This is a genomic window from Serinicoccus sp. CUA-874 (assembly GCF_001942225.1).
Lineage (GTDB): Bacteria > Actinomycetota > Actinomycetes > Actinomycetales > Dermatophilaceae > Ornithinicoccus > Ornithinicoccus marinus.
Genome location: NZ_MKJZ01000007.1, coordinates 21,921 through 43,257 on the forward strand (window position 1 = coordinate 21,921; position 21,337 = coordinate 43,257).

General features: G+C 73.3%; 18 protein-coding genes and 3 pseudogenes. 17 read left to right on the forward strand and 4 right to left on the reverse strand.

The genetic code is table 11. From position 1 onward, the window contains the following. The first annotated feature begins 157 nt into the window (after positions 1-157). Positions 158-1,402 carry a C40 family peptidase gene (locus BJF80_RS19600; RefSeq protein WP_075811171.1) on the forward strand — a complete coding sequence of 415 codons (1,245 nt, stop codon included), beginning with the start codon at positions 158-160 and terminating at the stop codon, positions 1,400-1,402. Between the two features lie 50 nt (positions 1,403-1,452). Then, positions 1,453-2,730 carry a carboxylate--amine ligase gene (locus tag BJF80_RS02855; protein ID WP_075811173.1) on the forward strand — a complete coding sequence of 426 codons (1,278 nt, stop codon included), beginning with the start codon at positions 1,453-1,455 and terminating at the stop codon, positions 2,728-2,730. A gap of 7 nt (positions 2,731-2,737) precedes the next feature. Here BJF80_RS02855 and BJF80_RS02860 read toward each other — a convergent pair whose 3' ends face one another. The 4 genes and pseudogenes from BJF80_RS02860 to radA form a co-directional block, all read right to left on the reverse strand. After that, on the reverse strand, positions 2,738-3,784 hold the full coding sequence (locus tag BJF80_RS02860; RefSeq protein WP_075811175.1) for a lipid II:glycine glycyltransferase FemX: 1,047 nt from the start codon (positions 3,782-3,784) through the stop codon (positions 2,738-2,740). A gap of 1,200 nt (positions 3,785-4,984) precedes the next feature. Then, a pseudogene (locus BJF80_RS02870) lies at positions 4,985-5,874 on the reverse strand (iron-sulfur binding domain-containing protein). A gap of 1 nt (position 5,875) precedes the next feature. Then, the gene (disA, locus tag BJF80_RS02875) at positions 5,876-6,958 is read right to left on the reverse strand and encodes a DNA integrity scanning diadenylate cyclase DisA (protein ID WP_075811178.1); all 1,083 of its coding nucleotides are present in this window, start codon (positions 6,956-6,958) and stop codon (positions 5,876-5,878) included. Between the two features lie 109 nt (positions 6,959-7,067). Continuing rightward, a pseudogene (gene radA, locus BJF80_RS02880) lies at positions 7,068-8,485 on the reverse strand (DNA repair protein RadA). A gap of 81 nt (positions 8,486-8,566) precedes the next feature. Here radA and BJF80_RS02885 point away from each other — a divergent pair. From BJF80_RS02885 to BJF80_RS02955, 15 genes and pseudogenes are all read left to right on the forward strand, one after another. Continuing rightward, positions 8,567-9,493: a Ppx/GppA family phosphatase gene (locus BJF80_RS02885; protein ID WP_075811224.1), complete on the forward strand. Its 927-nt coding sequence runs from the start codon at positions 8,567-8,569 to the stop codon at positions 9,491-9,493. Then, positions 9,490-10,299, forward strand: a complete 810-nt coding sequence (locus BJF80_RS02890; protein ID WP_075811180.1) for a sugar phosphate isomerase/epimerase family protein — start codon at positions 9,490-9,492, stop codon at positions 10,297-10,299. Before BJF80_RS02885 ends, BJF80_RS02890 begins: the two co-directional genes overlap by 4 nt. Positions 10,300-10,332: 33 nt before the next feature. Further along, entirely contained in the window at positions 10,333-11,298 is a 966-nt protein-coding gene (locus BJF80_RS02895) for a proline dehydrogenase family protein (protein ID WP_075811182.1), read from the forward strand. Positions 11,299-11,303: 5 nt separating this feature from the next. Then, the gene (gene proC / locus BJF80_RS02900; RefSeq protein WP_075811184.1) at positions 11,304-12,107 is read left to right on the forward strand and encodes a pyrroline-5-carboxylate reductase; all 804 of its coding nucleotides are present in this window, start codon (positions 11,304-11,306) and stop codon (positions 12,105-12,107) included. 77 nt (positions 12,108-12,184) lie between these two features. Continuing rightward, a complete protein-coding gene (locus tag BJF80_RS02905; RefSeq protein WP_075811186.1) occupies positions 12,185-12,724 on the forward strand; it encodes a GNAT family N-acetyltransferase in 540 nt (179 codons plus the stop codon). A 25-nt stretch (positions 12,725-12,749) separates the two neighbouring features. Then, positions 12,750-13,936: pseudogene (locus BJF80_RS02910) on the forward strand (acetoin utilization protein AcuC). A gap of 215 nt (positions 13,937-14,151) precedes the next feature. Then, positions 14,152-14,352 (forward strand): helix-turn-helix domain-containing protein, encoded by a 201-nt coding sequence (locus BJF80_RS02915; protein ID WP_028131110.1) that lies wholly within the window; start codon positions 14,152-14,154, stop codon positions 14,350-14,352. Between the two features lie 182 nt (positions 14,353-14,534). Further along, on the forward strand, positions 14,535-14,633 hold the full coding sequence (locus tag BJF80_RS02920; RefSeq protein ID WP_003792170.1) for a 30S ribosomal protein bS22: 99 nt from the start codon (positions 14,535-14,537) through the stop codon (positions 14,631-14,633). 113 nt (positions 14,634-14,746) lie between these two features. Continuing rightward, entirely contained in the window at positions 14,747-15,052 is a 306-nt protein-coding gene (locus tag BJF80_RS02925) for a glutaredoxin family protein (protein WP_075811188.1), read from the forward strand. Positions 15,053-15,195: 143 nt separating this feature from the next. Further along, positions 15,196-15,861: a redox-sensing transcriptional repressor Rex gene (locus BJF80_RS02930; protein ID WP_075811190.1), complete on the forward strand. Its 666-nt coding sequence runs from the start codon at positions 15,196-15,198 to the stop codon at positions 15,859-15,861. Further along, a complete protein-coding gene (locus tag BJF80_RS02935) occupies positions 15,858-17,240 on the forward strand; it encodes a glutamyl-tRNA reductase (RefSeq protein WP_075811192.1) in 1,383 nt (460 codons plus the stop codon). Before BJF80_RS02930 ends, BJF80_RS02935 begins: the two co-directional genes overlap by 4 nt. Further along, entirely contained in the window at positions 17,233-18,153 is a 921-nt protein-coding gene (gene hemC, locus BJF80_RS02940; protein ID WP_083673413.1) for a hydroxymethylbilane synthase, read from the forward strand. The genes BJF80_RS02935 and hemC overlap by 8 nt, the downstream gene beginning before the upstream one ends. Before the next feature lie 61 nt (positions 18,154-18,214). Beyond that, positions 18,215-19,849, forward strand: coding sequence for a bifunctional uroporphyrinogen-III C-methyltransferase/uroporphyrinogen-III synthase (locus tag BJF80_RS02945; RefSeq protein ID WP_075811194.1), 1,635 nt, complete (start codon positions 18,215-18,217; stop codon positions 19,847-19,849). Further along, a complete protein-coding gene (gene hemB, locus BJF80_RS02950; RefSeq protein ID WP_075811196.1) occupies positions 19,846-20,838 on the forward strand; it encodes a porphobilinogen synthase in 993 nt (330 codons plus the stop codon). Before BJF80_RS02945 ends, hemB begins: the two co-directional genes overlap by 4 nt. Position 20,839: 1 nt before the next feature. Next, positions 20,840-21,313, forward strand: a complete 474-nt coding sequence (locus tag BJF80_RS02955; protein ID WP_075811198.1) for a MarR family winged helix-turn-helix transcriptional regulator — start codon at positions 20,840-20,842, stop codon at positions 21,311-21,313. Positions 21,314-21,337: the final 24 nt, after the last annotated feature.

The window sequence follows — 21,337 nt, forward strand, 5'->3', positions numbered from 1 at the left end:
GGAAATGCACTCATGGGGGTGGGGGTGGGGTTGCGTCGCAGGTCAGGGGTGGGTTTCATTGCTCCTGGCCCACCTGAGGGTCGTCCCAGAAACACCGGTCTCCGCACCCTGCCGGATACCTCTGCGTCCTGCCCCGCCACACACGTACGGATCACTGATGACCCTGAGCACCCGTCGCCTGTCGCGCACCATGATCGCCGTGACCGCCGCCACCGCCCCGGTGGTGTCGCTCGCGCCCGCGGCCCACGCCGCGCCCTCCGGCACCCCGCAGCTGCCGCAGCAGCCGCTGTTGCCGGCCACGCCGACCACCCCGGTCGCGACCCCCCGGGTCCTCCCGACCCCCGCCCCGACCTCGACCGTCACGATGACCGTCAACGCCGCTGCCGGCGTCAACGCCCGCAGCGGCCCGTCGACCTCCTACGGCATCGTGGGCGGCTACCGCAACGGGGCCAAGCTCACCGGCACGCTCACCTCCAACAACTGGCTCAAGGTCGGCAACAACACGTTCGTCGCCGCCTGGAACCTCACCCGGTCCTCCGGCAGCAACCCTGGTGGCGGTGGCGGCGGTGGCGGGAGCGCCGAGCGGGTCACGCAGTGGATGGAGGCCTCGGTCGGCAACGTGCGCTCGGGCCCCGGCCTGGGCAACCCGGTCGTCACCACGATGCGCAAGGGCACGAAGGTGATGGGCACCTGGACCAGCAATGGCTGGCTCAACATCGGCGGCGGGAAGTACATCGCCGGCTCGATCCTCACCGGCACCAACCCCGGCGGCGGTGGTGGCGGTGGCGAGCAGCCGGACCCCGCCCCGAACGAGGTGACCCGGTGGGTCAGCGCCGCGTCGGCGAACGTGCGCTCCGGCCCCTCGACGTCATACTCCGTCGTCGGCAGCATGTCGCGCGGCACCGAGGTCACCGGCACGCTCACCAGCAACGGCTGGCTGAAGATGTCGGGGTCGCAGTACATGGCGGGCTCGGTGCTCACCGCGAGCAACCCCGGCGGTGGCGGCGGTGGTGGTGGCGGCGCCGAGCCGGCTCCCGCCCCGGCCCCCTCGACCACCCGCCAGGAGATCCTCGACACCGCCGCGCAGTACATCGGCACCCCGTACAAGTGGGGCGGCAACAGCCCGCAGGAGGGCTTCGACTGCTCCGGGTACACGAAGTACGTCTTCGCCGAGGTGGGTCTGACCCTCCCGCGCACAGCGGCGATGCAACAGGCGGCCACCACCCCGGTGAGCAACCCGCAGCCCGGTGACCTGGTCTTCCACGGCTCCCCGGCCTACCACGTGGGCATCTACGCCGGCGACGGCATGATGTACGACACCGGTCGGCCCGGCGTCCCCACGCAGTACCGCGCGATCTTCAGCGGGGTGTCCGGCTACGGGCGCGTCGACGGGGTCGGCTGAGCGGTCTCGCCGGCCCGGCGGCCGAGGGTCCGTGACGTAGCATTCGCGGTATGCCCTCGGTCGCCCCTGTGCCCTCGCCTGCCCCAGACGTCGCCTTCCGACCGGTCTTCCTCGGCACCGACCCGGGGACCTACGGCCTGGCCCGCGCGCTGCACGAGAGCTACGGCGTCGAGACGACCCTCGTCTCCCGCGGACAGACCGGCGCGATCGCGCACTCGCGCATCCTGCGGCCCGTCGAGGCGGGCCACGACACGGGCCGCGCCCAGCTCCTCGCGACGCTCCTCGCCGAGGGGAGGGCCGCCAAGGAGCGCGACCCCGACGTCACGCTCGTGCTGGGCTGCAACTCCGACTCGCACACCGACCTCATCGCGCAGCACGCCGAGGAGCTCTCTGCCTCCTTCGCGTTCCCGCGGATGTCGCCGGAGACGCTGGAACAGATCGCGGACAAGCACCAGTTCGGCCAGATCTGCGAGCGGCTGGGCCTGCCGACCCCCCGCACGACGGTCGTGCACTTCGGCGACGCCGACCAGCCGGGGTGGACCCCGGAGCCGATCGAGATCACCTACCCCGTCGTGGCCAAGCCGGCCAACAGTGCGCACTTCGAGAACCTCAAGTTCCCCGGAGCGCAGAAGGTGTGGTTCCTGCAGAGCCCGCAGGAGTGGCAGGAGCTGGTCAAGGTGCTGGTGTCCGGCGGTGTGCGGCAGGACTTCCTCGTGCAGGAGCACATCCCCGGTGACGACACCCACCAGCTCTCGATCGTCGCCTACGTCGACCGCACCGGGCGGATGACCGCGTGCGCGACCGCGCAGGTCCTGCTCGGCGAGCACGACCCCACGACGATCGGCAACCCGATCGCCATGATCACCACCCCGATGCACGACCTCATGGACGCGGCGGAGCAGATCCTGGGCGCGGTGGACTACTGGGGCTTCGCCAACATCGACGCCAAGCGCGACCCCCGGACCGGGACGATCTACTACATGGAGGTCAACCCGCGGATGGGGCGCAACAGCTTCTACGCGACGGCTGCGGGTGCCGACCTCGCCGGTGCCGTGGTCGACGACCTCGTCCGGGGCGTCGAGCGGGAGCCGGTCCGCGGCACCGAGGAGGTGCTCTACAGCATCGTCAGCCCGCTGGTCCTGCCCTACTACGTCCGGGACGCCGCGCTGCGCCGGCGGGTGCTGGCCGCAGCACGCCGCAAGGTCGTCCACCCGTTGCTCTACGAACGCGGCAACTGGCGACGCCGCGCCTACGTCGCGGCGAACCGGCTCAACCACGCCAAGAAGCTGGCGACGTTCTACCGTCGCCCGTCGGCCTCCGGCTTCTGAGCAGCGCTCAGTAGAACGTCGCGCCGGAGCGGCCGCGGGACACGACCTTCGCGGTGACGCGGTGCCCGATCCGCTGCCACAGGGCATACCGGCGGGGGCGGACGACGAGGTCGTAGGTGCCGACGAAGTCGGTGACCTCCTTGGCGAAGCTCCGCTTGAACTCGCCGATGCCGAAGTAGGGGTCGTCGCGGTCGTCCACCTTGGTGGAGTGCGGGGTCCCGGCCATGTCGTAGGTCGTGGCCCCCTGGCTCTGCGCCCACTGCATCGCCGCCCACTGGAGCGCGTGGCTGCCGCCGCGGACCGGGCGCTCGCGGACGCTCGCGCCGTCGCGGTAGCAGGCGACGTGACCGACCACGGTGACGAAGGCCCCGGCGACGTCGCGCCCCTCGTGCTGGGCGAGGAAGACGCGGCCCAGGCCGGCGTCGCAGAAGGTGCGCCACATGGCGACCTGGTAGTCGTGCCCCCGCGGGGTGATGCCCTGGTCCTGCACCACCTCCATCCACAGGGTCCACATGCGCTCGTAGGTCGACTCTTCCAGCGGGGCGGCCTCGGCGACCACGCCCTGCTTGATCCCGCGGCGGATGGTGTTGCGCGTCTTGGACGGGAAGCGGGCCATGAGGTCGTCGGGGGTGCCGGTGACGTCGACGAAGACGGTGTTCTTGTTGGTCTGGATCCGGCCGGAGGGCAGCAGACCCAGACGGTCCAGGCCGGCGAGGGTCTCCGGGCTCTCGACGATCTCGGGCTCGAGCTTGACGAGGAAGACGCCCTCGCGGTGGGCTGCCTCGCGCAGCGGCGGCAGCAGCGGCTCGAGCTGCTCGAGGGTGGCCACGCCCGGGCCCTTGGGGAGGTACCAGACCTTGCCGAAGCCGGGGGCCCGCCGCTCGTGCACGGTGACCGGGAAGCCGTCGATGTCGGCATACCGGGGCGTCCACCCCATCATGGTTTTGACCTGCGCGAACTCCGGCGTCTGGAACATCGAGGGCTGGCCCGGCGTCGCCCGCAGGCGCTCGCGCCACGCGGCGTTGGACTGCGGTTCCACCCAGGTCAGCGTCATACCGGGATCGTAACGGCTGGCCCTGCCCGCTCCCGGGGGGGAACACGGGTGCCCGGGAAGCCCGGGCGACCTCGGCGATGAGTCCGGGCCGCCGGGGTGGTCCACCTCCTCATGGATACCGCGAACGACCCGACCGAGCGCGTGCGCCCCGTCGTGTGCAGGAGACCCTCGGCTCCGCGTCGCAGGAGCGCCAGCGGCTGGTCCGACAGGGACACGCCCTCGATGACGGCCGCGTCGAGCCCGGTCCCTGGCACCGGCACCGGATCCGCTGCAGGCGTGCGGATCTCACCGGGAGCGATGAGGCGTACGTCGCGGGAACCTCCCGGCAGGAGCATGCCGATGGCGGGGCCGTCCGCGAGCGGGAGGTCGGCATACCCGGCGCCTGGTGCTCGGTCTCCGGCTCGCGCTCGATCAGCAGTCGGGTCCTCACCTCGGACGGATCGTCGTCGGTCTGGTCCGACGAGAGCGCCAGGACCAGGGCGTCGAAGGGGCATCCTATGGCGAGTCCCGCGATCACTTCCTCGCCGGTGGGGAGCGGGATGGTGACTCCGCCCAGCTCGTCGGTCCCGACGACCGGGTCGCTGTGCCACCCGCTCACCGGGCAGGCCCACGGCGAGGCCGGCAGGGCCCGGCCGGTCGACCCTGGCAGGTCGCCCAGTGCCCACGCCGTCGTCACCGGCAGAGTGAGGGCGGCCACGCCGGCGACGATGACCTGACTCCCCCTGCGGCGTCGGTGGGCACGTGCCGCAACCCGCGTCGTCGCGCTGGCATCGAGCCGGAGGCCGGGGGGAGGGTGCTGCACCGAGCTCGGCCCGGATGCGCTCTTCCGCGTCGATCGTCATGACATGACCTCCTCGTCGGCGAGATGCTCGCGCAGGCGGGCAGGTCCTGCGTGGCATGCACGTCGCCGGTGAGGAACCAGCCGATACGCAGCAGCTCGGGGCTCGCCTGCTCGACGAACGCGGTGAACTCGCGATCGCGGGTTCGGCCCCGCGTGGTCTCGCGGCTCTCCCTGCGGCCTCGTGCCACGGCATACCTCCTCGGCTGGTTCACCCTCTCCTACCCTGACCGGCCCGGAAAGGTTGCCTGCGGCGGGCTCCGGCCTCGCGCGTCCCGCCGACAGGCCGGCCGCGAACGGCTGCAGCGTTCACGTGAACGCCAAGGCCGTTCGGGTCGGGCGTGTCGCCGGGACGGAGCGGCTCAGGTGCCGGGCAGGCGGTAGCGGTCGTCCGCGAGCGGCTCGACCAGGCCCTCGGCGACGAGGGCGTCCAGGCAGCGGTCGCGCTGCAGGTCGTCCTGCTGCCAGGCGGCGCGGAGGAGCTCGCCGGGCACCGGCCCGTCGGCGGACCGCAGGACCTGCAGGAGTGTGCCGCGGCACTGCCGGTCGGTGCCGGCCCAGGCCTGCCCGCGCCGGGCGGGCCCGTCGTGCGCGGGTGACCCGGCGAGCCGCCAGGCGCAGAGGTCGGCGACGGGGCACTCGCCGCAGCGGGGAGCGCGGGCGGTGCACACCAGCGCCCCGAGCTCCATGACGGCGACGTTCCACGTCGCGGCCTCGGCGTCGTCCGGCGGCAGCAGCCTGGTGGCGAGCTCCACCTCGGCCCGGCTGAGGGAGGGGGCGGGCAGGGCGGTGCCGGTCACGGCGCGGGCGTGCACCCGCCGGACGTTGGTGTCGACCACGGTGGCGCGCCGCCCGAAGGCGAAGGCGGCGACCGCCGCGGCGGTGTAGTCGCCGATGCCCGGAAGGCTGCGCAGCGTCGCCTCCTCGGAGGGCACCTCGCCGCCGTGCTCGTCCCGGATGGCCGTCGCGGCGGAGTGCAGCCGCAGCGCCGCCGGGGGTAGCCGAGGCGTCCCCACTCCCGCACCGCCGTGCCGCTCGGCTGCGCGGCCAGGTCGGCGGGCGTCGGCCAGGCCGTCATCCACCGCTCCCACACCGGCAGGACGCGCGCCACCGGTGTCTGCTGCAGCATGACCTCGGACACCAGGACCCCCCAGGGTGTCCGGTCGGGCCGCCGCCAGGGCAGGTCGCGCTGGTGCGCGGCATACCACCCCAGGACGCGGTCGTGCAGGACCTCGGTGCCGGCCGCGGTCACGTCAGACGTAGCGCTCGAGGATCGAGCTCTCGGCCAGCCGCGACAGCCCCTCGCGCACCGCGCGGGCCCGCGCCTCGCCGACACCGTCGACCTGCATGAGGTCCTCCAGCCCGGCGGAGAGCAGCTGCTGGAAGCTGCCGAAGTGCGTGACCAGCCGGTCGACGATCGCCCCCGGCAGCCGGGGGATGCGGTGGAGCAGCCGGTAGCCGGAGGGGCTGAGCTGCTGGTGGTCCATCCCGTCGCCGACGACGGTGATGCCCAGGCACCGGGCGACGGCGCTGAGGTCGAGCAGCTCGGTGCTGTCGAGGGCTGCCAGCGCCGCCTGGACCTGTGCCGGGTCACGACCGGCCTCGGCGGCGCCGATGTAGTCGCGGACGACCAGCTCGCGCTCCCGGTCCACCCCGCCGGTCATCTCCTCCAGCTGCAGCCCGATGAGACGGCCGTCGACCCCGAGCTCCACGACGTACTGCTCGATCTCGGCGCTGATCCGCCGGACCATCTCCAGCCGCTGCAGGACCTGGGCGAGGTCCCGCACCGTCACGAGGTCCTCGATCTCCAGCGCGGACAGGTTGGCGCCGACCTCGTCGAGCCGGGCCCGGTAGCGCTCCAGCGTCTGCAGCGCCTGGTTGGCCTGACCCTGCAGCTGACCGCGGTCCTCGAGCACGTGCCGGATGCTGCCGACGTAGAGCGCGATGATCGACATCGACTGGCTCACCGAGATGACCGGGTAGCCGGTCTGCTTGGCGGTCCGCTCGGCCGTCCGGTGACGGGTGCCGCTCTCCCGGGTCTCGATGGTCCGGTCCGGCGCCAGCTGGGTCGCGGCGCGCACGATCCTGGTGCCGTCGCGGGTGAGCACGATGCCGCCGTCCATCTTGGCCAGCTCGCGCAGCCGGGTGGCGGAGAACTCGACGTCCAGCTCGAAGCCACCGGTGCTGATGGAGTCGACGACCCGGTCGCTGCCCAGGACGATGAGTGCGCCGGTGCGTCCGCGCAGGATGCGCTCGAGACCGTCGCGCAGGTCCGTGCCGGGGGAGACGGCGCCCAGGGTCACGCGCAGCAGCTCCTCGTCCCTGCGTTCCGACATGCTCGCCTCCCTGACCGGTCCACGTCCGTCCGGGTGCCGCCCCGCGGCGTGCCCGGTGCCGCCGATCCTAGGCGCCGCGTGCGCGGGCACCCCGACCCGGCGCAGATCTTTACAGATTCTTGATCAGCGCGTCGTCACGTCCATCCCCCTGGCGGGCGGTGGCGCTCGCGGCTGCCAGCACGAGGGCGACCGCATCGCTGAGCGTGGCGAGCTCGTGGACCCGCATCGACGCGGGCGGTCGGCCCTCGGTCAGCGACCCGACGGGGATGACCGCCTCGGTGAAGCCGATGCGTGCGGCCTCCGCCAGCCGCCGCGGCGCGCCGGTCACCGGGCGCAGGTCGCCGGAGAGCCCCACCTCGCCGACGGCGATCGTGCTCACCGGCAGCGCCAGGTCGGCCTTGGCGCTGGTCAGCGCCAGGGCCAGCGCCAGGTCCGCCGCCGGCTCGGACAGCCGCACCCCGCCCACCGTCGCGGCGTAGCAGTCGTCCTTGCCGAGAGGGACGCCACCGCGCTGACCCAGCACCGCCAGGACCATCGCCAGCCGGGACGCGTCGAGGCCGCTGGTCGTCCGCCGCGGCGACCCGGCGGCCGCCTCGCTGACCAGCGCCTGGACCTCGGCGACCAGGGGCCGTCGCCCCTCGAGGGTGACGGTGACGCAGGTGCCGGGGACAGGGCGGTCGCGGCTGGAGAGGAAGAGCCCGCTGGGGTCGGCCAGGCCGACGATGCCGGAGTCGCCCAGGTCGAAGCAGCCCACCTCGTCGGTCGGACCGAAGCGGTTCTTCACCGCGCGCACCAGGCGCAGCCGGCTGTGCCGCTCGCCCTCGAAGGCGACGACGACGTCGACGAGGTGCTCCAGGACCCGCGGCCCGGCGATGCCGCCGTCCTTGGTGACGTGGCCGATGAGGACGGCTGCCGTGCCGCGTGTCTTGGCCGCCTGGATGAGCGCCGAGGCCACCTCGCGCACCTGGCTGACGTTGCCCGGTGCCCCCTCGACGTCGGCGCTCGCGACCGTCTGCACGGAGTCGACGACCAGCAGCCCGGGATCGGTCTGCTCGATCTGCCCCAGGATCGTCGCCAGGTCGGTCTCGGCGGCGAGGAAGAGGGTGTCGGCGACCGCGCCGATACGCTCCGCCCGCAGCTTGACCTGGGCCGCGGACTCCTCGCCGGAGACGTAGAGGACCGAGGTCCCCTCCCGCGCCGCCCGGGCCGCGACGTCCAGCGCCAGGGTCGACTTGCCGATGCCGGGCTCGCCCGCCATGAGCACGACGGCCCCGGGGACGATGCCCCCGCCCAGCACCCGGTCGAACTCGCCCACCCCGGTCGAGCGGGCCTGGGCGCGTCCGCGTCGACCGTGCGGATCGGCACCGCCGGGCGGGTCGGTGACACCGCGCTGGTGCGCACCGTGGTGCGCCCGCCGACCTCGGAGACCGTGCCCCAGGCCTGGCACTCGGGGCAGCGCCCCACCCACTTCACGCCCTGCCAGCCGCACTCGGTGCACCGGTATGCCGCTCTGCTCGCCTTCGCCACCGTGCCAGGGTAGGTGCGGGCACCGACAGCCCTGGCCCGCGGTGGCTCCCGGTGTCACCGGGGTAGGGCATCATGGCCGCCATGCGCCTGGGTGTCATCGACGTCGGATCGAACACGGTGCACCTCCTCGTGGTCGACGCCCAGCCCGGCGGGCACCCCACCCCGGACTACTCGCACAAGGTGGAGCTGCGGCTCGCCGAGCACCTCACGCCGCAGGGGGACATCAGCGACGAGGGCGCCCGGACCCTGGCGGGCTTCGTCACCGACTGCGTCGAGGTCGCCGAGAGCCGCGGCGCCACCGAGCTGCTGCCCTTCGCGACCAGCGCCATCCGCGAGGCCGGCAATACCGAGGAGGTGCTCGCCCTGGTGCGCGAGACCTCCGGGGTGGAGCTCGACATCCTGCCGGGGGAGGAGGAGGCCCGCGCCACCTTCCTCGCGGTGCGCCGCTGGTTCGGCTGGTCCGCGGGGCGGCTGCTCAACGTCGACATCGGGGGCGGCTCGCTGGAGCTGGCGGCGGGGCTGGACGAGCACCCGGACGCCGCCATCTCGCTGCCGCTGGGAGCGGGGCGGCTCAGCCGCGCCCTCGAGCACGACCCGCCGGAGCGCTCGGAGGTCAAGGCGCTGCGCAAGCACATCCGCTCCGAGATCGCGACGGCCCAGCCGGCGCTGACCAAGGTCGGGACACCCCAGCTCGTGGCGGGCAGCAGCAAGACGGTGCGCTCGCTGGCCCGTGCCTGCGGTGCCGCACCGAGGGGTGAGGGGCTCTACGTGCCGCGGGTGCTCCGCTTCGCGGACCTCGCCGAGCTGACGCCGCGGCTGCTGACGATGACGGCGGCGCAGCGGGCCGAGCTCCCCGGTGTCTCGGCCTCCCGAGCCCACCAGCTCGCGGCCGGCGCGCTCGTGCTCGAGGCCGTGCTTGAGCTCAACGGGGTCGACGAGCTGGCGGTCAGCCCGTGGGCGCTGCGCGAAGGTCTCATCCTGCGCTTCCTGGACGGGCTGTCCCGATGAGCGACCACATCCCGGTCCACCTGTCGACCTCGTCGGTCTACCCCGAGAACGCCGCCTACGCCTTCGACCTGGCGCAGCGGCTGGGCTACGACGGCGTGGAGATCATGGTCTGGACCGACCCGGTGACCCAGGAGGCGGGCGCGCTGCGCGCCCTCGCCCGGCTGCACGACCTGACCATCGGCGCGATCCACGCCCCCACCCTGCTGCTGGCGCAGCGGCTCTGGGGGTGGGAGCCGTGGGGCAAGATCGAGCGGGCGCTCGACCTGGCGCGCGACACCGACGCCCAGTGCGTCGTCGTCCACCCGCCGTTCCGGTGGCAGCGGGGGTATGCCGAGGGCTTCGTCGAGGGGGTGGCGCAGCGGCAGGAGCGGTGGGGCATCCCCATCGCCGTGGAGAACATGTTCCCCTGGCGCACCGGTGCCTCCGCGATGCAGGCCTACCTGCCCGGCCCGGACCCGCGCGAGTTCCCCTACAGCGACGTCACCTTCGACGTCAGCCACGCCGCGACGGCGGGCGAGGACGCGCTGGACATGGTCCGCGACCTCGGTGACCGGGTCCGGCACGTCCACCTGGGCGACTCCTTCGGGTCCTTCAAGGACGAGCACCTCGTGCCCGGCCGTGGTGACCAGCGGTGCCAGGAGGTGCTGGAGCACCTCGTCGCCACGGGCTTCGGCGGCGTCGTCAGCCTGGAGGTGGGGACCCGCAAGATGAAGCCTCCGGAGCGGGAGGAGGCGCTGGCCGAGTCGCTCGCCTTCGCCCGCCGGCACCTGGGTCAGCACGACCTGCCAGGTGCTCTCCCGGCGTGAGCGCACCAGTGCTCCGGGCGTAGCCTGTCGCCCATGGAGCTCGCCGACCTCAACCCCTCCGCCCTCATGCGCCAGACCCTGCTGGGCATGAGCCGCAACACCACGCTGCGCCAGGTGATCGAGCAGGCGCCGGTCAGCCGGGACGTCGTCCAGCGCTTCGTCGCGGGCGACGCCACCGCCGACGCCGTCCGGGTGGCGGGCGAGCTCGTGGACACCCGCCGCCAGGTGACGATCGACTACCTCGGCGAGGACACGCAGGACCCGGAGCAGGCGGCCGCGACCCGCGACACCTACCTGGAGCTGCTCTCCGCGCTCTCCGACGCCGGGCTCACCCAGGACGGCGCGGTCGAGGTCAGCCTCAAGCTCTCCGCGCTCGGCCAGTTCCTCGGCCGGGACGGGCACGCCATCGCGCTGGACAACGCCCGGGCCATCTGCCAGGCGGCCGCCAACTCCGGCACGACGGTGACCCTCGACATGGAGGACCACACGACGACCGACCCCACCCTGGCTGCGCTGGCCGAGCTGCGCCAGGACTGGCCCTGGGTGGGCGTGGCGCTGCAGGCCTACCTGCACCGGACCGAGCAGGACTGCCGCGACCTCGCGGGCGAGGGTTCCCGGGTGCGGCTGTGCAAGGGCGCCTACAAGCTGCCGGAGTCGGTCGCCTTCCAGGACAAGGAGGACGTGGACAAGTCCTACGTCCGCTGCCTGAAGATCCTGATGCAGGGCCCGGGCTACCCGATGATCGCCACGCACGACCCGAGGCTGGTGGAGATCGCTACGGTGCTCGCCGACAAAGCACAGCGTCAGGCTGACTCCTACGAGTTCCAGATGCTGCTGGGTATCCGGCCCGACGAGCAGCGCCGGCTCGCCGGTGCCGGTTCCCGGATGCGGGTCTACCTCCCCTACGGCGAGGACTGGTACGGCTACCTCGTGCGGCGGATGGCCGAGCGCCCGGCCAACCTCACCTTCTTCCTGCGCGGCCTGGCGACCAAGGGCTGATCCCTGTGACGATCGCGCTCCTCGGCGCCGGGGTCATGGGGGGCACCCTGGCCGCGGCGCTCGTCCGGTCCGGGCAGCGCCCGGACGAGCTCGTCCTCAGCGACAAGGTCACCGCGCGCGCCGAGCAGGTCGCCGGGCAGCACGGCACCCGGTATGCCCCTCCGGCCGAGGCCGTCGAGGTCGCCGACGTGGTGGTGCTCGCCGTCAAGCCGCAGGACATGGCGGCCCTGGTCGAGGAGGTGCACGATCACGTCCGCCCGGGCACGCTCGTCGTGTCCATCGCGGCCGGGATCACCACGGACTTCCTGGAGCGACGGTTGCCCCAGGGGACCTCGGTGGTCCGTGTCATGCCCAACACCCCCGCCCTGGTGGACCAGGGCATGTCCGCGATGAGCCCCGGGCGGCACTGCACCGACGAGCACGTGGAGCGGGCCCGTCACCTCATGGAGCACGTCGGCCGGGTCGTCGTGCTGGATGAGGGGCATCAGGACGCCGTCACCGCCATCAGCGGCAGCGGTCCGTCCTACATCTTCTACGTCGTCGAGGCGATGATCGAGGCCGGTGTGCTGCTCGGGCTGCCCCGGGACACGGCCACCGAGCTCGTCACGCAGACGTTGTATGGTGCCGCCACGATGATCCGCGAGACCGGGACCCACCCGACGGTCTTGCGGGAGCAGGTCTCCAGCCCCGGCGGCACGAGCGTCGCCGCCTTGCGGGCCCTGGAGGACCACAAGGTCAGGGCTGCTTTCCTCACGGCGATGGAGGCGGCCGCGAGAAGGTCGCACGAGCTGTCCCCGCGCGAGGAATGAACACCCGGGTGCCGCGTCACCCACTGTTCACCTCGCTCGGCGCAGCACCGACGACCCGTGTGAAAGAGTAGGGAAACATGAGCGAGATCCACGTGCGCGTCCTCGACCCGGATGACTGGCCGTCCTACAAGGACGTGCGTCTGCGGGCGCTGCGTGAATCTCCCGAGGCCTTCGTGGCCTCCGCCGAGGAGGAGGAGGCCTTCCCGGACTCCCGCTGGCAGGAGCGGATGGAGCGCTCCCGGCGCCTCCTCGCGCAGGACGGCGACGAGGTCGTCGGCGTCGTCAGCGTCGGCACCGGACATCGCACCAACATCCCCGGCGCCGGTGAGCTCTTCGGTCTGTGGGTGGCGCCCGCCCGCCGCGGCTCCGGCGTGGCCCGTCGGCTGCTCGAGAAGGCCGCCAAGGTCGGTCGCGAGGTCGGTCTGCGCCAGCTCGTCTACTGGGTGGGCACCGACAACGGGCGCGCCGTCGCCTTCGCCTCGAGCTTCGGCTTCCGCCCCACCGACGACCGTCGTCCCATGCGCATCCGTGGCGTGGACGAGGAGGACGCGGAGTCGGAGGAGATGATGATGGTCTACCCGCTGGGTGACGCCGCTGGGGTTCCCACCTCGCTCTGAGCGCACCGTGGTCTAGCGTGAGCCCATGACGGGCTCCTGGGTGATGTGGGACGAGCGCTACACCGACTACGACTTCGGCCCCGGTCACCCGATGCACCCGAGCCGGCTCGACCTCACGCACCGGCTCGCAGGGTCGCTGGGACTCCTGGATCACGCCGACGTGGAGATCCACGGCGCCCGGCACGCCAGCCAAGACGAGCTGCTCTCGGTGCACACCCCCGACCTCCTCGAGGCGGTGCGGGCCGCCTCGGACGACCCCCGTGCCGCGACCGGACGTCACGGCGTCGGCACGGAGGACACACCCGCCTTCGCCGGTATGCACGAGGCCACGTCGTTGGCCGTCGGCGCGACCGTCGAGGCGTGCCGGGCCGTCTGGTCCGGGCGGGTGCGGCGCGCCTGCAACATCGCCGGCGGCCTGCACCACGCCATGCCGCAGGCGGCCTCGGGATTCTGCGTCTACAACGACATCGCCGTGGGCATCCAGCACTTGCTGGACGCGGGGGCCGAGCGGGTGCTCTACCTCGACCTCGACGTCCACCACGGCGACGGGGTGGAGCGGTGCTTCTGGAACGAGCCGCGGGTGATGACGGTCTCGATGCACGAGACCGGCCGGGCGCTCTTCCCCGGCACCGGCTTCCCCGGTGACACCGGCGGCCCGAAGGCGCCGGACTCGGCGGTCAACATCGCCCTGCCCCCGGGCACCGGGGACGAGGGGTGGCTGCGGGCCTACCAGGCCGTGGTGCCGACCCTCGCCCGCGCCTTCGATCCCCAGATCGTCGTGAGCCAGCACGGCTGCGACTGCCACTACGCCGACCCGCTGGCCCACCTGTCGGTCTCCATGGAGGCGCTCGCGGTCGCCTACGGGTGGGTGCGGGAGCTGGCCGACGACCTGACCGAGGCAGGTGGGTCGCGCTCGGCGGGGGAGGGTATGAGCTGGTCGAGGTGGTGCCACGGGCGTGGACGCACCTCATCGGCGTGGTCACCGGGCGGCCGGTGGACCCCGCCACGGCGGTGCCGGAGGAGTGGCGGCGGCACGTCGAGGAGATGTACGGCGTGACCGCGCCGCGGTCCATGGGGGATCGTGAGGGGCGGGAGATCCGCTACGGCCGCTGGGACGAGGGCCACGACCTCGACGAGCCGGTGGACGCCGCGATCATGGCGACCCGCCGGGCGAGTCTGCCGGGCTGGGGGCTGGACCCGTACTTCGACTGAGACCCTCCGGCCGCCCCTCCGGACCCACCCGACAACTCCAGGCCCGTGCATCCCGTTGACACCACCCCGCGTGTCGCGCTGGACTTTTTGGTTCCACGACTTTCGCAAGCACCACATCTGCCCCTAGTGTTAGCCCGACAACCACGCAGGCCGCTTGCCGGAGGGGAAGCCGTGCGCGCTGCCTGCACAGAAGTTCAAGAGACGGGATGCGTCCGATGGCAGATGAGCGCCAGCTCGCCGAGATGACGTTCATGACCGTGGCCGAGGTGGCTGCCGTCATGCGCGTGTCCAAGATGACCGTGTACCGGCTGGTGCACTCGGGCGAGCTGCCCGCGGTGCGGGTCGGACGGTCATTCCGGGTGCCCGAGAAGGCGGTGCACGCCTACCTCGAGGACTCCTACCACGGCACTGCCTGACGCGTCCGACCGCCGTGGCCGGCGACCCCGGCGACGGCCCTGCAGCCGACCTGCGTGACCGGGTCGCTTTGGGGCACGCCGCTGCGCCGCGCTAGGCTGACCGGGCCGTGCCCCGCCCCGCGTCCGCACGACGCAGGCCGGCGGAGGCACCATCAGGACCGACGACGACGAAGGATGGCCCCATGGGCTCAGTGATCAAGAAGCGCCGCAAGCGGATGGCCAAGAAGAAGCACCGCAAGCTGCTGCGCAAGACGCGTCACCAGCGTCGCAACAAGAAGTGAGGTCGTCGGCCACCGGCCGATGACGATCCGACCACGGCGCCCGCCCCGCGACAGGGAGGGCGCCGTCGTCGTCCCCGGGGACGACGCCGAGCGTGGCGAGGGAAGGACCAGGTATGCCGTGGTGGAGACGGGAGCGCGCCCCGGGCCCCGAGCCCCGCGTCGAGATGCTCTCCCGGCCTGGCTGCCACCTGTGCGACCAGATGCTCGCGGTGGCCCGGGAGCAGGTCGACGAGGTCCGGGTCCGGGACATCGACGCCGAGCGTGCCGCGGGGGACATGGACCAGCAGGAGCACGACCGGTGGAGCACCGAGGTGCCTGTCCTGATCGTGAATGGCGAGCCGGTCGCACGCTGGCGGATCGAGCCCGGGGAGCTACGGCTCGCGCTGTCCCGTGGGCGTCGGCGCGGGTCGGGGCGCTGAGCCCGGACCTCGGCGCCGTTTTGGTGGAACCAGGGGTGCGAGCCTACAGTTGAAGGGTCCGCGCCGACCGCTCGGCGAGGGTCTGATATAAGCCCCTCCCGTCGCCGGCGCCACCCATCCAGAGAGGAGCCGGTGCCGCCGTGATGGCCGAGTCGAACCGGCGCGGGGTGCCGGACGCCACGGTCGGCCGGCTCCCGGGCTACCTCCAGGCCCTCACCACGGTCGCCGAGCAGGGGCATACCTCCATCTCCAGCGAGGAGATCGCCGCGCTCGCGGGCGTGCGCTCGGCCCAGGTGCGCAAGGATCTCTCCCACCTCGGCTCCTACGGCGTCAGAGGGGTGGGCTACGACGTCTCCCGACTGGTCGAGCAGGTCTCCGCCGAGCTCGGGCTGAGCCAGGACTGGCCTGTCGTCATCGTCGGGATGGGCAACCTCGGCCGTGCCCTCGCGAGCTACGAGGGTCTGGCGACCCGTGGCTTCCACGTCGTCGCGCTCGCCGACAACGACCCCGACGTCGTGGGCAGCCACGTGGAGGGTATGCCCGTGCAGCCGCTCGCCCAGCTGCGCACCGGCGGGCCCGTGTCCGTGGGGGTCATCACGACGCCGCCCGAGGCGGCCCAGGAGGTGGCCGACGTGCTCGTCGAGCTCGGCGTGCACTCGATCCTCAGCTTCGCCCCGGTCGTGCTCCAGGTACCGCCCGACGTCGACGTGCGCCGGGTCGACCTGGCGACCGAGCTGCAGATCCTCACCTTCCACCAGCACCAGCGGGAGGTCGCCGTGTCCGGCACACCGGTGGAGGGGGTCTCGTGAGCGTCCTCGTCGTGGGCCTGTCCCACCGCACCGCACCGATCGACCTGCTCGAGCAGGCCGTCCTCGACGCCGACGGTTCCCGGCAGCTGGCCACCGGCCTGCGGGCGGGCGACCACGTCCACGAGGCGTTGGTGCTCTCCACCTGCAACCGGCTCGAGGTGGTCGTGGAGGCAGGGACCTTCCACGGGGCGCTCGAGGAGATCGGGGCCGCGCTGGGAGCGCTGACCGGGCTCACCCGCGACCAGCTCACCGACCACCTCTTCGTCCACTACGACGACCGCGCCGTGGCCCACCTCTTCGAGCTCGCCTGCGGGCTGGACTCCCTGGCCGTCGGCGAGAGCCAGGTCCTGGGGCAGCTGCGCGAGGCACTCGCCCTGGCGCAACGGCACGGGCACCTGGGCCCGTCGCTCAACCCGCTCGTGCAGCAGGCGCTGCGCGTGGGCAAGCGGGCACACGCCGAGACGGGCATCGACGAGGTCTCCCGCTCGCTGGTCGGCCTCGGCCTGGACCAGGCCGCGTCGGTCCTTCCCGACCTCACCGAGGCGCGCACGGTCGTCGTGGGGGCAGGGGCCATGTCCGGCCTCGCCGTCGCGACCCTCGCGCGGCACGGGGTGCACGACCTCACCGTCGTGAACCGGACCCGCGACCGTGCCGACCGGCTGGCCGCGACCCACGGTGCCCGGAGCCTGCCCTGGTCCGACCTGGCCGCGGCCGTGGGCTGCGCCGATCTCGTCCTCACCTGCACCGGTGCTGTCGGGCACGTCCTGGACGGTCCCGCCCTCGCGCGTGCCCGCAGCGAGGCCGGACGGGCCGGGTCGCCGCTCGCGCTGGTCGACCTCGCGCTCCCGCGCGACGTCGACCCGGCCGTGTCCCGGCTGCGCGGGGTCCACCTCTGGGGTCTCGCCGAGCTGCAGGAGGCCGCGGGCCTGGCGGGGGCGGGCGACGCCGGGTCCGCGACCGAACCGGCCGCCGTCACGGCGGTCCGGGGCCTGGTCGCGACCGAGGTCGCGACCTACCTCACCGAGCGGCACGCCGCGCGGCTGGCCCCCACGCTGGCCGCCCTGCGCACCTCCGCGGGCCGCGTGGTCGACGCGGAGATGACGCGGCTGGACCAGCGCCTGCCGCACCTGCCGGACGACGAGCGCGCCGAGGTGCGCCAGACCGTCCAGCGGGTCGTGGACAAGCTGCTGCACACGCCCACGACACGCGTCAAGCAGCTCCACTCCGGCGTCGAGGACGTCCCGGCCGACTACGCCCACGCCCTGCGTGAGCTCTTCGACCTGGACAGCCGTGAGGTCGCGGCCCTGTCCAGCCCCCCGCTCGGCGTGGTCGAGAAGGCTGCCGAGCAGCGCGGGGAGGGGGACCGGGCCGATGGCTGACACCCCGTCCCTGACGCCGACCCGGCCGCTGCGGCTGGGCACCCGGCGCAGCGCTCTCGCCACCAGCCAGTCCACCTGGGTGGCCGACCGGCTGCGTGCCGCGGGGCACGAGGTGGAGCTCGTCCTGGTGACCACGGAGGGAGACACCTCGGCGCGCAGCCTGCGCGAGATCGGCGGCACCGGCGTCTTCGCCTCGGCGCTGCGCACCGCCCTGCTGGAGGAGCGGATCGACCTGGCCGTGCACTCGCTCAAGGACCTGCCGACGGCGCCCGCCGACGGTCTCGTCGTGGCAGCCGTCCCGGCGCGGGAGGACCCCCGTGACGTGCTGGTCGCGCGGGACGGGCTGACCCTGGACGAGCTCCCGAGCGGTGCGGTCGTCGGCACCGGGTCCCCGCGCCGCGCGGCCCAGCTGCGCCTGGCCCGCCCCGACCTCGAGGTCCGCGACATCCGCGGCAACGTCGACTCGCGCATCCGGATGGTCGACGACGGCGTCCTCGACGCCGTCGTCCTGGCCCGGGCCGGGCTCGCGCGGCTGGACCGCCTCGACGACGCCACCGAGGTGCTCGCCACCGACGTGGTGCTCCCCGCGGCCGGCCAGGGCGCCCTCGCGGTGGAGTGCCGGGCCGAGGACACCGAGCTGACCCGAGGCCTCGCCGACCTGCTGGAGCACCCGCCCACCCGGGCCGCCGTCACCGCCGAGCGGGCCGCGCTGGCCCGGCTCGAGGCGGGCTGCACCGCACCGGTCGGCGCGCTCGCGCAGACCTCCAGCGACGGCATATCCGGCGACGGCCCCGCCACCACCCTCACCCTTCACGTGTTCGCCGCCCTGCAGGACGGGGCGCGCACGCACGTGCTGACCGGCGCGCAGGACGCGCCGGACGACCTCGCGCCCGCGCCGCCGAGCTGCTGTTGAACCGTCCCGACCCGGCCGGCTTCGTAGCCGTCTCCGGGTCATACGAACCGGAGTCCGACCTGTGAGCACCGACGCCGCCCCCGTCCACCTGACCCCCGTCCCCAGCGCCGCCGCGCGCGTCGCCTTCGTCGGCGCCGGGCCCGGCGACCCGGGCCTGCTCACCGTCCGCGCCCGCGACTACCTCGCGGTCGCCGACGTCGTCGTGGTGGACTCGGCCCACCGTGAGGAGGACGTGCGCGCCTGGGTGCGGGAGGACGCCGAGATCGTCCGCACCGTCCGCGGCGAGGACGGTCCGGCACTCACCCCGTCGGCCCGCGCCAAGCTGCTCGTGCGCACCGCCTCGAAGTTCGACGACGCCACCCACCTCGTCGTCCGGCTCATGCCCGACGACTCCTCCGGCGGCACGATGGCCGACGAGGCGCGCGCCTGCCACGAGGCCGGGGTCTCCTTCGAGATCGTCCCGGGGGTCAGCGCGGCCTGGGCCGTGCCGGCGTATGCCGGGATGCTCCCAGACGGCGACGGCGGGCAGGTCCACGTCGTCAGCGCGGCCGACACCGCCGTGGACTGGTCGCACTCGGTCGACGACGAGGTCACCGTCGTGGTCCTCGGCGACCGCGACCGGCTGCACCGCGCGCTGCGGCACCTGGCCGACGCCGGGCGGGGCGGCGAGACCCCCACGGCCCTGACCGGCAGGGGCACCACCAACACCCAGCAGACCAGGGTCACCACCCTGCAGGAGTCCCTGGACAGCCCCGAGGAGCTGGACGGCGTGAGCCTCGCCGTCGTCGGTCGACCGGTGCAGCTGCGGGCCGAGCTGTCCTGGTGGGAGTCCAAGCCGCTCTTCGGCTGGTCGATCCTGGTGCCGCGCACCAAGGAGCAGTCCGGGCCGATGACCGACCGCATCGCCGGCTACGGCGCCACGTCCTCGGTCGTCCCGACGATCAGCGTGGAGAAGCCCCGCACCCCGCAGCAGATGGACCGGGCGGTCAAGGGCCTGGTGACCGGTCGCTACGAGTGGATCGGCTTCACCTCCGTCAATGCGGTCAAGGCCGTGCGGGAGAAGTTCGAGGCGCTGGGGCTCGACGCCCGGGCCTTCGCCGGGCTCAAGCTCGCCGCTGTCGGGGGAGTCACCGCCGAGGCGCTGCGCGACTGGGGCCTGGAGCCGGACCTCGTGCCGGACGGTGAGCAGTCCGCGCGCGGGCTGCTGGAGTCCTGGCCCCCCTTCGACGAGGTGCTGGACCCGATCAACCGGGTCTTCCTGCCGCGGGCCGACATTGCCACCGACACCCTCGTGGCCGGGCTGCAGGAGATGGGCTGGGAGGTCGACGACGTGACGGCCTACCGCACCGTGCGGGCAGCCCCGCCGGCCGCGGAGATCCGGGAGGCGATCAAGGGCGGCGCCTTCGACGCCGTCTGCTTCACCTCCTCCTCCACGGTGCGCAACCTCGTCGGCATCGCGGGCAAGCCGCACCCGGGCACGGTCGTGGCCTGCATCGGCCCGGCCACGGCCAAGGCGGCCGAGGAGCACGGCCTGCGGGTCGACGTGGTCGCCCCCGAGCCGAGCGCGACGAACCTCGTCGACGCCCTGGCCGAGCACGCCCGCTCGCTCCTGGCCCAGGCGCAGGCGGAGGGCGAGGAGTTCGTGCGACCGAGCCGGCGCGCACCGGCGGCGCGACGCCCCCGGTCGCGGCGGTGACGGCATACCCGGGACCGCCCGAGCGCCCGCGTCGGCTGCGCGGCACGCCCGCCCTGCGGCGGCTGGTGTCGCAGACGCGGCTTCATCCGGCCGAGCTGGTGCTCCCGGTCTTCGTCCGTGACGGCATCACCGGGCCCGAGCCGATCGGCTCGATGCCCGGCGTCGTGCAGCACACCCCGACCAGCCTGGTCGCGGCGGCGCGCGAGGCGGTCGAGGCCGGCGTCGGGGGGATCATGGTCTTCGGCGTCCCCCGGGCGCAGGACAAGGACGCGGTCGGCAGCGTGGGGCTCGACCCGGACGGGGTGCTCAACGCCGCCCTGCGCACGCTGCGCACCGAGCTCGGGGACGACACGGTGATCATGAGCGACCTGTGCCTCGACGAGTTCACCGACCACGGCCACTGCGGCCTCGTGGACGACGCGGGTCGGGTCGACAACGACAGCACCCTCGAGGTGTATGCGCGGATGGCGGTGGCGCAGGCGGAGGCCGGGGCACACGTCGTCGGCCCCAGCGGGATGATGGACGGCCAGGTGCGGGTGGTCCGCCAGGCCCTCGACGCGGCCGGTCACCAGGACATCTCCGTGCTCGCCTACACCGCGAAGTACGCCAGCGGCTTCTACGGGCCCTTCCGCGAGGCGGTCGCCTCGACCTTGCAGGGGGACCGCGCGACCTACCAGCAGGACCCGGCCAACCGGGCCGAGAGCCTGCGCGAGCTGCGGCTGGACCTGGAGGAGGGCGCGGACATGGTCATGGTCAAGCCCGCGCTGCCCTACCTCGACGTCCTCAGCGACGTCGCGGCGCAGTCCGACGTGCCGGTCGCGGCCTACCAGGTCAGCGGGGAGTACGCCATGATCGAGGCGGCCGCCTCCCAGGGCCTGCTCGACCGGGACCGTATGGTGATCGAGACACTGACGTCGATCCGCCGGGCCGGTGCCCAGGTGGTGCTGACCTATTACGCGACGACGGCCGCTCGACTGCTGGGAGGGTGAGATGGTCCGCTGGCTGGACGAGGAGGAGCAGCGCGCGTGGCGGTCAATCCTGCGGGCCTCCCACCTCATCCAGCGCGTCATGGAGGAGGCGCTGGACGAGTACGGCGTCTCCCTCGGGGAGTACGAGCTGCTCAGCATGGTCTCCGAGGCGCCGGGCGAGCGCATCAGGATGGCCGAGCTGGCCCACCTCATCGTCCAGTCCCGCAGCCGCGTCAGCCACACCGCCAACCGACTGGAGAAGCGTGACTGGGTGCAGCGCGTCCGCACCCCGCGGGACGGCCGGGGGGTCGTGCTGCAGCTCACCGCGACCGGGGCGAAGGAGCTCAAGCGGCTGGCGCCGGTGCACGTGGAGAGCGTGCGTCGAGCCCTCCTGGACCACCTGAGCCGGGAGGAGCTGCTCGAGCACGGGGAGGCGCTGCGCCGCGTCGTGCGGCCCCTCCGGCACCGCGATGACGAGGCCCTCGACGCGGTCTGAGGGCAAACCCCGCCCGGACCTCGT

What these genes read in the sequence shown, in the direction of transcription:
- BJF80_RS02905 (WP_075811186.1), top strand. Translation starts at nt 12,185, where the DNA reads ATGAGCGAGATCCACGTGCGCGTCCTCGACCCGGATGACTGGCCGTCC.
- BJF80_RS02955 (WP_075811198.1), top strand. Translation starts at nt 20,840, where the DNA reads ATGGTCCGCTGGCTGGACGAGGAGGAGCAGCGCGCGTGGCGGTCAATC.
- BJF80_RS02895 (WP_075811182.1), top strand. Translation starts at nt 10,333, where the DNA reads ATGGAGCTCGCCGACCTCAACCCCTCCGCCCTCATGCGCCAGACCCTG.
- BJF80_RS02855 (WP_075811173.1), top strand. Translation starts at nt 1,453, where the DNA reads ATGCCCTCGGTCGCCCCTGTGCCCTCGCCTGCCCCAGACGTCGCCTTC.
- disA (WP_075811178.1), bottom strand. Translation starts at nt 6,958, where the DNA reads ATGTCGGAACGCAGGGACGAGGAGCTGCTGCGCGTGACCCTGGGCGCC.
- hemC (WP_083673413.1), top strand. Translation starts at nt 17,233, where the DNA reads ATGGCTGACACCCCGTCCCTGACGCCGACCCGGCCGCTGCGGCTGGGC.
- BJF80_RS02890 (WP_075811180.1), top strand. Translation starts at nt 9,490, where the DNA reads ATGAGCGACCACATCCCGGTCCACCTGTCGACCTCGTCGGTCTACCCC.
- BJF80_RS02930 (WP_075811190.1), top strand. Translation starts at nt 15,196, where the DNA reads ATGGCCGAGTCGAACCGGCGCGGGGTGCCGGACGCCACGGTCGGCCGG.
- BJF80_RS02885 (WP_075811224.1), top strand. Translation starts at nt 8,567, where the DNA reads ATGCGCCTGGGTGTCATCGACGTCGGATCGAACACGGTGCACCTCCTC.
- BJF80_RS19600 (WP_075811171.1), top strand. Translation starts at nt 158, where the DNA reads ATGACCCTGAGCACCCGTCGCCTGTCGCGCACCATGATCGCCGTGACC.
- BJF80_RS02915 (WP_028131110.1), top strand. Translation starts at nt 14,152, where the DNA reads ATGGCAGATGAGCGCCAGCTCGCCGAGATGACGTTCATGACCGTGGCC.
- BJF80_RS02860 (WP_075811175.1), bottom strand. Translation starts at nt 3,784, where the DNA reads ATGACGCTGACCTGGGTGGAACCGCAGTCCAACGCCGCGTGGCGCGAG.
- BJF80_RS02925 (WP_075811188.1), top strand. Translation starts at nt 14,747, where the DNA reads ATGCCGTGGTGGAGACGGGAGCGCGCCCCGGGCCCCGAGCCCCGCGTC.
- BJF80_RS02920 (WP_003792170.1), top strand. Translation starts at nt 14,535, where the DNA reads ATGGGCTCAGTGATCAAGAAGCGCCGCAAGCGGATGGCCAAGAAGAAG.